Source organism: Mycobacterium sp. OAS707, from assembly GCF_014873705.1.
Lineage (GTDB): Bacteria > Actinomycetota > Actinomycetes > Mycobacteriales > Mycobacteriaceae > Mycobacterium.
Map to the genome: position 1 here is coordinate 475,003 of NZ_JADBDS010000003.1, position 11,882 is coordinate 486,884.

General features: G+C 66.2%; 11 protein-coding genes. 5 read left to right on the forward strand and 6 right to left on the reverse strand.

Going from position 1 to position 11,882, the window contains the following annotated elements:
• Nucleotides 1-21: 21 nt before the first annotated feature.
• From GGC64_RS20450 to ipdE1, 5 genes are all read right to left on the reverse strand, one after another.
• The gene (locus tag GGC64_RS20450) at nt 22-1,533 is read right to left on the reverse strand and encodes a DUF4153 domain-containing protein (RefSeq protein WP_225952114.1); all 1,512 of its coding nucleotides are present in this window, start codon (nt 1,531-1,533) and stop codon (nt 22-24) included.
• On the reverse strand, nt 1,530-2,483 hold the full coding sequence (locus GGC64_RS20455; RefSeq protein ID WP_192725204.1) for a HAMP domain-containing sensor histidine kinase: 954 nt from the start codon (nt 2,481-2,483) through the stop codon (nt 1,530-1,532). The genes GGC64_RS20450 and GGC64_RS20455 overlap by 4 nt, the downstream gene beginning before the upstream one ends.
• A gap of 68 nt (nt 2,484-2,551) precedes the next feature.
• Entirely contained in the window at nt 2,552-3,217 is a 666-nt protein-coding gene (locus tag GGC64_RS20460; protein WP_192724366.1) for a response regulator transcription factor, read from the reverse strand.
• Nucleotides 3,218-3,290: 73 nt separating this feature from the next.
• A complete protein-coding gene (ipdF, locus tag GGC64_RS20465) occupies nt 3,291-4,079 on the reverse strand; it encodes a (5R,7aS)-5-hydroxy-7a-methyl-1-oxo-2,3,5,6,7,7a-hexahydro-1H-indene-carboxyl-CoA reductase (protein WP_192724367.1) in 789 nt (262 codons plus the stop codon).
• Nucleotides 4,079-5,242, reverse strand: a complete 1,164-nt coding sequence (gene ipdE1 / locus GGC64_RS20470) for an acyl-CoA dehydrogenase IpdE1 (protein WP_192724368.1) — start codon at nt 5,240-5,242, stop codon at nt 4,079-4,081. Before ipdE1 ends, ipdF begins: the two co-directional genes overlap by 1 nt.
• Before the next feature lie 47 nt (nt 5,243-5,289).
• Here ipdE1 and fadD3 point away from each other — a divergent pair, with 47 nt between their 5' ends.
• From fadD3 to GGC64_RS20490, 4 genes are read left to right on the forward strand one after another with little or no spacing between them, the layout of a single operon-like run.
• Nucleotides 5,290-6,834: a 3-((3aS,4S,7aS)-7a-methyl-1,5-dioxo-octahydro-1H-inden-4-yl)propanoate--CoA ligase FadD3 gene (fadD3, locus tag GGC64_RS20475; protein WP_192724369.1), complete on the forward strand. Its 1,545-nt coding sequence runs from the start codon at nt 5,290-5,292 to the stop codon at nt 6,832-6,834.
• Entirely contained in the window at nt 6,834-7,958 is a 1,125-nt protein-coding gene (locus tag GGC64_RS20480) for an acyl-CoA dehydrogenase family protein (RefSeq protein ID WP_192724370.1), read from the forward strand. The genes fadD3 and GGC64_RS20480 overlap by 1 nt, the downstream gene beginning before the upstream one ends.
• A gap of 2 nt (nt 7,959-7,960) precedes the next feature.
• Complete coding sequence (locus GGC64_RS20485; protein ID WP_192724371.1) at nt 7,961-8,914, forward strand: acyl-CoA dehydrogenase family protein; 954 nt, start codon at nt 7,961-7,963, stop codon at nt 8,912-8,914.
• On the forward strand, nt 8,911-9,852 hold the full coding sequence (locus GGC64_RS20490; protein WP_192724372.1) for an acyl-CoA dehydrogenase family protein: 942 nt from the start codon (nt 8,911-8,913) through the stop codon (nt 9,850-9,852). Before GGC64_RS20485 ends, GGC64_RS20490 begins: the two co-directional genes overlap by 4 nt.
• On the opposite strand, the gene GGC64_RS20495 is transcribed toward GGC64_RS20490, so the two are convergent.
• On the reverse strand, nt 9,849-10,667 hold the full coding sequence (locus GGC64_RS20495) for a bifunctional 2-polyprenyl-6-hydroxyphenol methylase/3-demethylubiquinol 3-O-methyltransferase UbiG (protein WP_192724373.1): 819 nt from the start codon (nt 10,665-10,667) through the stop codon (nt 9,849-9,851). The two genes, GGC64_RS20490 and GGC64_RS20495, sit on opposite strands and share 4 nt — an antisense overlap.
• 41 nt (nt 10,668-10,708) lie before the next feature.
• Here GGC64_RS20495 and GGC64_RS20500 point away from each other — a divergent pair, with 41 nt between their 5' ends.
• Nucleotides 10,709-11,860, forward strand: a complete 1,152-nt coding sequence (locus GGC64_RS20500; RefSeq protein ID WP_192724374.1) for a pyridoxal phosphate-dependent aminotransferase — start codon at nt 10,709-10,711, stop codon at nt 11,858-11,860.
• The last annotated feature ends 22 nt before the right edge of the window (nt 11,861-11,882 follow it).

Consider the following 11,882-nt stretch of genomic DNA (forward strand, 5'->3'; position numbering starts at 1 on the left):
AGGATAGCAACCAAGCGCTTGCTAGGTAAGACCGGGGCATCCGCCGTGTGGAGCACGCCAGTGCGCCAGGTTGAACTCGTACCACGGGTCCGGTCGGTCGTCGCGGTACGTCGGGCAGACGCGGACCCCTGCGGGCAGCCCTGCCAACGCCGGTTCGATGTCCGCCGACAGACCACTGAGGTAGCCGATGTCCAACACTTCCCCCTGCTCGTAACGGTCGATGTTGCGTTCGGCGATCAGCCGCTCCGGGTTGGTGGCGGCCAGGCCCAGTAACGCGACTGCACCGGCCACCAGGATCGCCCGTGGCAACCACCGCCCTTTCATCCGTATGCCCGCGACCGCGACGAGGACGAACACCAGACCGAGCCACGACTCGATGGTGATCACCATCAGTCGTTGCACGCTGAACCCGTAGGCCTGCTGATACAGCCACATCCGGTGTATCGCCGAGATCACCACCACAACCGAAGTCGCACAAAGGATCCCGACGAGTATCCGAAGGAGGCGACGACCTGTCGCCTGACGCCGCCCTGCCACGCGGATGACGCCGCTCAGCACCAGAAGCGTCAGCGCAGAAACCCACAACAGCTGCCAGAAGCCCTGGCGCGCATACTCCGCGTAGGTCAACCCCTCAGTCTCAAGCACATGCTGGTGTCCGCCGAACAACACCGTGGCCTGAACCGCGACGAATCCGATGAAGAGCACATCCAGCACCGCGAGCGGCACCGCCCACTCCCAATTCGGCAAGGGACGCATGGGTTCTGGCGCCAATGCATCCAGCTTGGGGGCGAAACGCACCACGTATCCGCCGAACAGCACGAGGCACAGCACAATTCCGAAGACGAAGCCGCGGGCGTAAAACTCGGCGAGGTTCAACTCGGGTATCAGGGCATCGATCAGTCGCGCGAAGGCCACGTCGGCGGAGGCAAACAGGCCGCCGAATACCAGCGCCAGCACGATCGTGACTGCTGCGACGACGCCGATCCGGACCCCACTTGGCCGATCGTTCCACGTCAATCCGCCCTCGGGAACGGCGCGACGCACCCACCCGACCACCCTGGCGGGCAGCAGCGCCGGGATGAACGGTCCTGTGAAGACGGCGGTCCACGTCCGGCCGCCGACAAGTGTGCCCCAGCCGACCAGCCAGGCCGCCAGAATGCACAGCACCCCAAGCCATTTGGCGGCCAACAACGCGGGCACGGACAGCAGTGCCAGGGTGAGCGCGATCCCGAGCCATTGCCCGCGCGAAGGACGACGCCCGGCGGTGCCATACACGACGGCGAACACCGCGATACCCACGACGAGGTAGCCAGCGCTGAGCACCGAGGGTCGCCAGAACTCGGCGCCCGCTCCGGCAGCGACGAGCGCCAACGTGACAAGCCGCCGCGGCGCGACGGCCCGAAGGTCGAGCGGCCAGATCCGATGCGGCCAGACGGTCCAGCCTGGTTCGCCGTGTCGCGCCGGTTGTGGACCGAGCATCGGCGGCGGTGGCGGTGGCGGTGGTGTCCCGTACCGGCCGTACAACGTGGTCAACGCGAGTCCTCCTGTGTCGTCGGGATCGTGACCCCGATACGGCATCCCGCGGGCGCAGCTATCACTTCTATTGCGCCCCCGTGCAATTCGACCGCCCACCGCGCGATCGCCAACCCGAGACCGGTACCTCCTGCCGACGTCGCTCCCCTGGTGAAGCGCTGGAACACGCGTTCGCGCTCGGCAGGCGGTATTCCCGGTCCCTCGTCGCACACCTCTAGCCGCAGGCCGGTCGGCTGCGCCGCGCGTGCCATCACGGAGACCGCAGCGCCTGCGGGACTGTGTCGAATCGCGTTGTCGACCAAGTTGACGACCACCTGCCGCAACCGAGCCTGATCGGCGACGGCCACCAAGTCCTCCGGTGAGACCTGCACCGACACCTGCACACCGTCGGCAGTCACCGCCACGTGCCCGATTGCTTCCTCGAGGAATCGCTTGACGCCGAATCTCGTGGGTTGCAACGGGATCGCGCCGCCCTCGAGACGGGACAGGTCGAGTAGATTGGTCACCAGTTCGCCGAGCCGCTCGGTCTGCGACAGCGCCATCCGCATGGTTTTCTGGTCCGGCTCGGCGATGCCGTCGACGACGTTCTCCAGCAACGCATGCAACGCCGTGATCGGTGTGAGCAATTCGTGCGAGACATTGGCGATGAGCCCACGCCGATACTCGTCGGCCGCCCCCAGGTCGGCCGCCATCTGGTTGTAGGCCGTCGCAAGCTGTCCGACTTCATCCCTCGAGGTGGCCCGGACGCGGACGCTGTAGTCACCGCGGGCCATCACCCGCGCGGCCGCCGTCATCTGACGCAGCGGCGACGTCATACCGTGTGCGAGAAACAAAGTGAGCCCGAGTGATCCGACGAGCGCGGCGAGCAGCGTGTAGCGCAGCTGCCAACCCGCGCCGATCCAGAACATGAACGCGACGAGGGTGATCGCGCCGACGACGAGCAGACCCATCTTGACCTTGAATGAGGCGAAGGGATCCAGCGGCCGCGGCAGCCGATCCCATGCGGCGCCGAGCCGGCTCACCGCGGTAACTCCAATGCGTACCCGACGCCGTGCACGGTGCGGATGAGCTCTGCACCGAGCTTGCGGCGCAACGCCTTCACATGCGTATCGACGGTACGGCTCTCCACGCCAGACCCCCAACCCCACACATGTTCGAGCAGGGCATCGCGGGACACCGCGGCGCTCGGCCTGCCTGCCAGAAAGACGAGCAGATCGAATTCTGTTCGCGTCAAGTGGACTTCGGCATCACCCTTGTGAACCCTGCGCGCCTGCAGATCGATTCGATGTTCACCGATCCACATAGGCTGAGCGGGGCCAGTGCGATCCATGCGGCGCAACAGCACCCGGATCCGCGCGACCAGTTCGCGCATGCTGAACGGCTTGGTGAGATAGTCGTCGGCGCCGATTCCGAGCCCGATCAGCATGTCGGTCTCGTCGCTTCGCGCAGTCAACATCAACACCGGGATGGGCTGCACGGACTGAATTCGCCGGCACACCTCGAGCCCGTCGAACCCGGGCAACATGACATCGAGCACCACGAGGTCCGGCGGATCGGCCAGCGCCGCTGCGACGGCCGACGGTCCGTCCACGGCCGTCGCGACCTGGAACTCCTCGGCACGCAGCCTGGTGGCGACAGCAGCCAAGATGGTCGGCTCGTCCTCGACCACCAGGATTCGCTTCACACACCTGACTGTAGGTGCCAGATGTGGGGCTTCTGGGCAGCGTTTGTGAAGATTCCGTGGAGAAAGCGCTGCGTCAGGCCCGCTGGCTCGACACCGAGATGACCTCGCCAGTCAGATAACTGGAGTAGTCGCTGGCCAGGAATGCGATGGTGGCCGCGATCTCCCACGGTTCCGCCGCGCGGCCGAACGCCTCCCCCTCCGAGAGCCGGTCGAGCAGATCTGCAGAGCTGGTCTTCTCGAGGAACTTATGCCTGGCGATGCTCGGCGATACCGCGTTGATGCGCACGCCGTAGTCGACGGCTTCGATTGCGCTGCATCGGGTCAACGCCATCACACCCGCCTTCGCCGCGGCATAGTGCGACTGCGAGTGCTGCGCCCGCCAGCCGAGCACGCTGGCGTTGTTGACGATCACGCCGCCGTGATCGGCGTCGCGGAAATACCGCAGCGCCGCGCGGGTGGCCCGCATCGTCGACGTGAGGGTCACGTTGAGCACCCGATCCCATTCCTCGTCGGTCATGTCGACGACTGGCGTGGTGCCGCCAAGGCCGGCGTTGTTGACCAAGACGTCGAGGCGGCCCATTCGCGCGGTGGTCGACGAGATCAATGCGTCGACCTGAGCTGTTGACGTCACGTCGCAGACGACGCTTTCAACACGGCCCAGCCCGAGCTCGGTCAACTGGTCGCGCGTATCCCCCAGCCGGCGTTCGTGGTGGTCGGAGACGACGACGTCGGCGCCTTCGGCCAGTGCACGGCGAGCGACGGCCGAGCCGATGCCGGTGCCTGCGGCGGCCGTCACGACGACCACCTTGCCTGTCAGAAGTCCGTGTCCCTCAATCTCTTTCGGCGGTTCCGCCAGTGTCACTAGCCCTTCACCTCACGCGGTAGGCCGAGCACCCGCTCGGCGATGATGTTGCGCTGGATCTCGTTCGACCCGCCGTAGATGGTGTCCGCGCGGGTGAACAGGTACAGGTGCTGCCAGACGTCGAACTCGCCGTCCTTGGCCACCAGACCGGCCTTGCCAACGATGTCCATCGCCAGCTCGCCGAGATCGCGATGCCAGTTGGCCCACAGCAGCTTCGACACTGAGTCTTTCCCGGCGGACTGACCGCCTCGCTGCTCGACATCCATGGTCGCAAGCGCATACGACCGCATTGTCTGCAGGCCCACCCACGATCGTGTCAGCCGTTCACGGATCAGCGGGTCGTCATCGGCGCCGGTGCGCTTGGCCTCCTCGACCAAGTTGGAAAGCTCACGCGCATAACGGATCTGCTGACCAAGCGTCGACACGCCACGCTCGAACGTCAGCGTCCCCATCGCGACCCGCCAGCCGTCGCCGGGTTCGCCGACCACCAGATCGGCGTCGGTGCGGGCGTCGTCGAAGAACACCTCGTTGAAGTCGGCGGTGCCGGTAAGCTGCACAACCGGCCGGATCTCGACACCGGGTTGATCAAGCGGCACAAGCAGATACGACAAGCCGGCGTGTCGCTTCGAGCCCTTTTCGGTGCGGGCCACCACGAAGCACCACTGCGACAGGTGCGCCATCGACGTCCACACCTTCTGGCCGTTGATCACCCACTGATCACCGTCGAGCTCGGCTGTCGTCGAGACGTTGGCGAGGTCACTGCCCGCGCCGGGTTCCGAGTAGCCCTGACACCACAGCTCGGTGACGTCGAGGATCTTCGGCAGGAACCGCTTCTTCTGCTCCTCGGTGCCGAACGCGATCAGCGTCGGGCCAAGCAGTTCCTCACCGAAGTGATTGACCTTGTGCGGCGCGTCCGCGCGGGCGTACTCCTCGTAAAAAGCGACGCGGTGAGCGACCGATAAGCCGCGACCACCGTGCTCGACCGGCCAGCCCAGGCAGGTCAGGCCCGCGGCCGCCAGATGCTGGTTCCAGGCGCGTCGCTCCTCGAACGCCTCGTCCTCGCGGCCAGGCGCCCCTAGGCCCTTGAGCGCGGCGAAATCGCCGACGAGGTTCTCGGCGAGCCAGTCACGGACCTCGGCCCTGAACTCCTCGACCTCTATCACCCCTGTAGGCTAACCTACCAAGCACTTGCTTTGTTAGAGGAGCATCAATGGGGTGGGCCCACGACCGCAGGACCGGGGACGACCGTAGGACCATTCCGCAGGTCCTGGACCGGATTGCCGACCAATTCTCCGAGCATGACGCGCTGGTCACTCCAGATCGGCGGCTGACCTACGCCGAGCTGCGCGACGAGGTCCGCCGGGCCGCTGCGGCAATGGTCGACCTCGGCGTCAGCGCCGGAGATCGGGTCGCGATCTGGTCGCCGAACACCTGGCATTGGGTGGTGGCATGCCTGGCCACCACCTACGCCGGCGGAGTCCTCGTGCCGCTGAACACCCGCTACACCGCCAGCGAGGCCACCGACATCCTGGCGCGAACCGAGGCGCCGCTGTTGTTCGCGTCCGGCGAGTTCCTTGGCGCCGACAAGGCCGCGTCACTGGACCGCTCCGCGCTGCCCGCGTTGCGCCACATCGTCCGAATCCCGGTCGAGAAGGTCGACGGGACCTGGGATGAGTTCATGGCCCGCGGCACCGACTTACCGGCGGCCGATGCCAGGGCATCCGCCGTGACACCCGACGACGTCTCCGACATCCTGTTCACCTCCGGCACCACCGGGCGCAGCAAGGGCGCGCTGTGTGCGCACCGGCAATCGCTGGCCGGTTCGGCGGCGTGGGCGCAGTGCGGCCAGATCACCAGCGATGACCGCTACCTCTGCATCAACCCGTTCTTCCACAACTTCGGATACAAGGCCGGCATCCTCGCGTGCCTGCAGACCGGGGCCACCTTGATTCCGCAGCTGACATTCGACCCCGAGGGCGCGATGCGGTCGGTGCAGGAACACCGGATCACCGTGCTGCCCGGGCCGCCGACGATCTACCAAGTGCTTCTCGACCATCCCAAGCGCGGCGACTACGACCTGTCCTCGCTGAGGTTCGCGGTCACCGGCGCGGCGGTGGTGCCGGTCGTGCTGATCGAGCGCATGCAGAAGGAGTTGGACTTCGACATCGTGCTCACTGCATACGGGCTGACCGAGGCCAACGGGTTCGGCACCATGTGCAGCGCCGGCGACGACCCCGTCACCGTCGCCACCACGTGCGGACGACCGATTGCGGACTTCGAACTCCGGATTGGCGAACACGACGAGGTGCTATTGCGCGGGCCGAACGTGATGCTGGGCTACCTCGACGATCCCGAAGCGACCGCCGCAGCGATCGACGCCGACGGCTGGTTGCACACCGGAGACGTCGGAAAGCTGGACGCTGCAGGCAATCTCAGCATCACCGACCGCCTCAAGGACATGTACATCAGCGGTGGATTCAACGTGTACCCCGCCGAGGTCGAGCAGGTGCTGGCAAGGTTGGACGGCGTCGTCGAGTCCGCGGTCATCGGCGTGCCGGATGAGCGCCTCGGTGAGGTTGGTAAGGCCTTCGTCGTGGTCAAGCCGGGTGTATCGCTGGATGAAGAGACGGTAATCGCCTACACGCGTGAGCATTTGGCGAAGTTCAAGACGCCGCAGTCTGTGGAATTCCTCGATGTTCTGCCGAGGAACCCGGGCGGCAAGGTGGTCAAACCACTGTTAAGGGAAAGAGCCTGATGGACCTGAACTTTGACGACGCCACACTGGCGTTCCAGAACGAGGTACGTGAATTCCTCGCCTCGAACAGGGACTCGTTCCCCACCAAGTCGTACGACACCGCCGAGGGCTTTCAACAGCATCGGCGTTGGGACAAGGTGCTTTTCGATGCAGGACTGTCGGTGATCACGTGGCCCGAGAAGTACGGCGGTCGTGACGCCACGCTTCTGCAATGGGTGGTCTACGAAGAGGAGTACTTCCGCGCAGGCGCACCGGGACGGGCCAGCGCCAACGGCACCTCAATGCTCGCACCGACGCTATTCGCCCACGGCACCGAAGAACAGCTCGATCGGGTGCTGCCGAAAATGGCCAGCGGCGAGGAGATCTGGGCGCAGGCGTGGTCTGAGCCGGAGTCGGGCAGCGACCTGGCATCGCTGCGTTCGACCGCGACAAAGACCGACGGCGGCTGGCTGCTGAACGGTCAGAAGATCTGGAGTTCACGGGCTCCGTTCGGGGAGCGCGCATTCGGGTTGTTCCGTTCGGATCCAGCTGCCGAGCGCCACCGCGGTCTGACGTATTTCATGTTCGACCTGAAGGCCGACGGCATCACCGTCAGGCCGATTGCGCAGCTGGGTGGGGACACCGGCTTCGGTGAGATCTTCCTCGACGACGTGTTTGTGCCCGACAACGACGTGATCGGCGACGTGCACGACGGCTGGCGCGCGGCGATGAGCACATCGAGCAATGAGCGTGGCATGTCGCTGCGCAGCCCGGCCCGCTTCCTTGCACCGGCCGAACGACTTGTCGAGCAATGGAAAGCCAATCCCGATCCGGTGTTCGCCGACCGTGTCGCCGATGCGTGGATCAAGGCGCAGGCGTACCGGCTACACACCTTCGGGACGGTCACGCGTGTGGCCGCGGGCGGCGAGCTCGGCGCCGAGTCGTCGGTGACCAAGGTGTTCTGGTCCGAGCTCGATGTCGCCCTGCACCAGACCGCGCTGGACATGCAGGCCGCCGATGGTGAGCTGGTCGATTCCTGGACCGATGGCCTGCTGTTCGCGCTCGGCGGCCCGATCTACGCGGGCACCAACGAAATTCAGCGCAACATCATCGCCGAGCGCCTGCTGGGCCTACCGCGGAAGTAATCATGAAATTCAGTCTTGACGAACAGCAGCGCGACTTCGCCGCCAGCATCGACGCTGCGTTGGGCGCTGCCGACATGCCGGCCGCGGTGCGCGCCTGGGCCGCGGGCGACACCGCGCCCGGCCGCAAAGTGTGGGCGCAGCTGGCCGACCTCGGTGTGACGGCACTGGCTGTGCCGGAGAAATACGACGGCATCGAGGCACACCCTGTCGATCTTGTGGTCGCCGTCGAGCGGCTGGGCCGGTGGTGTGTGCCGGGGCCGGTAGTTGAGTCCATAGCGGTGGCACCGGTTTTGCTCGCCGATGACGAGCGGTCGGCTGCGCTGGCGTCCGGTGAACTGATCGCGACCGTCGCGCTGCCGCCGCAGGTGCCGCGGGCCGTTGATGCGGATGTCGCAGGCATCGTCTTGGTGGCCGCCGATGGCCAGGTGCGTGACGGCGCTCGCGGGGAGCAACACGAATCCGTCGATCCGAGCCGAAAGCTGTTCGAAGTCAACGCCTCCGGTGAACCGCAGTCGGCCGATGTGGCGCGGGCCTACGAATTCGGTGCACTGACGACGGCTGCACAGCTGGTCGGTGCGGGCCAGGCGCTGCTCGACGCGTCGGTCGAATACGCCAAGCAGCGCAGCCAGTTCGGCAAAGTGATCGGCACCTACCAGGCGATCAAGCACAAGCTGGCCGACGTGCACATCGCGCTCGAGTTGGCGCGGCCGTTGGTGTACGGCGCGGCGCTGTCGCTGGCCGACACCTCGGAAGACACCGCACGCGACGTGAGCGCCGCCAAGGCCGCCGCTTCCGATGCCGCGTTGCTTGCGGCACGGTCTGCGCTGCAGACCCACGGCGCCATCGGCTTCACGCAGGAACACGACATGTCGCTGTTGCTGCTGCGGGTGCAGGCACTGCGCTCGGCGTGGGGCGACCCGACCGCGCATCGGCGTCGACTTTTGGAGGCTTTGTGACAGAAGAACGGGAACTGCTGCGCGAGACCGTCGCGACGCTGGTCGACAGGCACGCGTCGCCGGCCGCGGTGCGCGAGGCGATGGCGTCCGAACGCGGTTACGACGAGTCGCTGTGGAAGTTGTTGTGCGAGCAGGTCGGTGCGGCCGCACTCGTGGTGCCCGAGGAGTTGGGCGGCGCCGGCGGCGAGCTCGCCGATGCCGCGGTGGTGCTCGAGGAACTGGGCAAGGCGCTGGTGCCGACTCCGTTGCTGGGGACCACGCTTGCCGAACTCGCCCTGTTGGCGTCTGACGAGCCCGACGCCGACGCATTGGAACGGTTGGCCGAGGGCACGTCGATCGGCACGGTCGTCTTCGACCCCGAGTTTGTGATCAATGGCGATGTCGCGGACATCGTGATCGCGGCGGACGGGACAACGCTGAGCCGATGGACGACCTTCGCAGCGCACCGCGTCGACGCCATGGATCAGACGCGCCGACTCGCCCGTGTCGAACCCACGGACACCGCCGACATCGGCACCGACCCCGGGCTCGCCGACATCGCCGCGATCCTGTTGGCCGCCGAGCAGGTCGGCGCGGCCGCCAAGTGTCTGGACCTGACCGTCGAATACACCAAGGACCGCGTTCAGTTCGGCAGACCGATCGGCAGCTTCCAGGCACTCAAGCACCGGATGGCCGACCTGTACGTGGCGGTGCAGTCCGCGCGGGCCGTCGTCAACGACGCGATCGCCGCGCCATCGGCCACGTCGGCGGCGCTGGCGCGGGTGACGGCCAGTGAGGCCTTCACCAAGGTGGCCGCCGAAGCCGTCCAGATGCACGGCGGGATCGCGATCACCTGGGAGCACGACATCCAGCTGTACTTCAAGCGCGCCCACGGCAGCGCACAGCTGCTCGGCCCGCCGCGCGAACATCTGCGGCGGCTCGAAACCGAAGTGTTCTAACGTTTGACGGCTTGCAGCGTGTAGCTCAGCGGGAGCCGCTCAGGGTGCTCGATGAGGCGCCATTCGCCGTCGTCTCGATGCATGCGACCCGGAAGCGTCTCGTTCGGCGCGGAGTCGTGCTCGACGAACATGGTGAGCTCCAAGCCCGCCTGAAGGATCGCGGTGATGACGTCGCCGATCCCGTGACTCCAGTCGCTGACCTGCTTGTGGCCGAACTCGGCTTCGGTGTGGACGTACGTTCCCGGCGCGTCGAAGACGCCCGGTTCTGGCTGCTCGAAATACGAATAGCGCAATACCCATTCGTCCGTTCGCTGTTCATCGAAGGCCAGCATCATCGGGTGAAGCTCGCGCAAGAACAGCCTGCCACCCGGGCGCAGTAGTTCTGCGACGGTCCTTGCCCATCGCCCGACATCGGGTAGCCAGCACAGTGCGCCGATGCCGGTGAAGACGAAATCGAAACCGCCGCCCACGACGGCGGGCGCGTCGTAGACGTCGGCTTCGACGAAGGTGACATCGGCGCGGGCGTCGGCGGCTATGCGTCGGGCGATGGCGATCGATTCGCCCGAGAAGTCAAGGCCTGTCATCGCGGCACCGAGGCGATGCAGTGAGATGGTGTCGGTCCCGATGTGACATTGCAGATGGATTCCCCGCTGCCCCTTGATGTCACCAAGGCGGGGCACGTCGAATCGGACCACGTCGGAAAGGCGCGTCGGGTCGGCGATGAGTGCTTGCACGGCGTAGTCCGGCGAACCGGCGTGGGCTGGCGCGCGTTCGTCCCACCAGGCTCGGTTGATCGCGAAGTGGTCGTCCGCCATGCGCCAAACCCTTCCATACCGCCGTTGTTAACCTGACTCAGATGAGCGTTGCGTTGCGAGCAGGGATTCCGCCGTTCTATGTGATGGACGTGTGGTTGGCCGCCGCGGAGCGCCAACGCACCCACGGCGACCTGGTCAATTTGTCGGCAGGCCAACCCAGCGCGGGGGCGCCGAAGGCGGTGCGGGAGACCGCCAAGCAGGCGCTGGACAGCGGCCCGCTGGGTTACTCGGTCGCTTTGGGCATCCCCGAGTTGCGTACCGCGATCGCGAGCTCCTATACGGACCGGCACGGTCTCGACGTCGACCCCGACGATGTCGTGATCACCACCGGTTCCAGCGGTGGCTTCCTGCTGGCGTTTCTCGCATGCTTCGACGTCGGCGATCGGGTGGCCATCGCCAGTCCCGGCTACCCGTGCTACCGCAACATCCTCTCGGCGCTGGGCTGCGAGGTCGTCGAGCTACCGTGCGGACCCGAGACGCGGTTCCAGCCGACCGCGCAGATGCTTGCCGAGCTCGATCCGCCCGTACAGGGCGTGATCGTGGCGAGCCCGGCCAATCCGACCGGCACCGTCATCCCACCCGAAGAACTGGCGGCGATTGCGTCGTGGTGTGATCAGGCGGGCGTTCGTCTGATCAGCGATGAGGTCTACCACGGGCTGGTCTATGAGGGCGCGCCCGCCACCAGCTGCGCATGGCAGACGTCGCGAGATGCCGTGGTGGTCAACAGTTTTTCGAAGTACTTCGCGATGACGGGATGGCGGCTGGGCTGGCTGCTGGTGCCGAAGGAACTGCAGCGGGCAGTGGACTGCCTGACGGGGAACTTCACCATCTGTCCCCCCGTGCTACCGCAGTACGCCGCGGTCGCGGCGTTCACGCCCGAATCGATCGCCGAGGCGGACGCGCTGCTGCATCACTACGCGGCCAATCGCCAACTGCTGCTCAACGGGTTGCGCTCGATCGGCATCGACCGGCTCGCTCCCACCGATGGTGCCTTCTACGTGTACGCCGACGTCTCGCACCTGACTACGGACTCGCTGTCGTTCTGCTCGAAGCTGTTGAACGACACCGGCGTTGCGATCGCGCCGGGCATCGATTTCGACACCGTGCGCGGCGGTTCGTTCGTCCGGTTGTCGTTCGCGGGTCCGACATCCGACGTCGAAGAAGCGCTGCGCCGCATCGGGTCCTGGCTCTAGTCCCCGATTACGCCGAAATAAG

Coding starts and splice junctions, on each gene's coding strand:
- GGC64_RS20485 (WP_192724371.1), top strand. CDS start 7,961: ATGAAATTCAGTCTTGACGAACAGCAGCGCGACTTCGCCGCCAGCATC.
- GGC64_RS20495 (WP_192724373.1), bottom strand. CDS start 10,667: ATGGCGGACGACCACTTCGCGATCAACCGAGCCTGGTGGGACGAACGC.
- GGC64_RS20500 (WP_192724374.1), top strand. CDS start 10,709: ATGAGCGTTGCGTTGCGAGCAGGGATTCCGCCGTTCTATGTGATGGAC.
- GGC64_RS20480 (WP_192724370.1), top strand. CDS start 6,834: ATGGACCTGAACTTTGACGACGCCACACTGGCGTTCCAGAACGAGGTA.
- fadD3 (WP_192724369.1), top strand. CDS start 5,290: ATGGGGTGGGCCCACGACCGCAGGACCGGGGACGACCGTAGGACCATT.
- GGC64_RS20455 (WP_192725204.1), bottom strand. CDS start 2,483: ATGGGTCTGCTCGTCGTCGGCGCGATCACCCTCGTCGCGTTCATGTTC.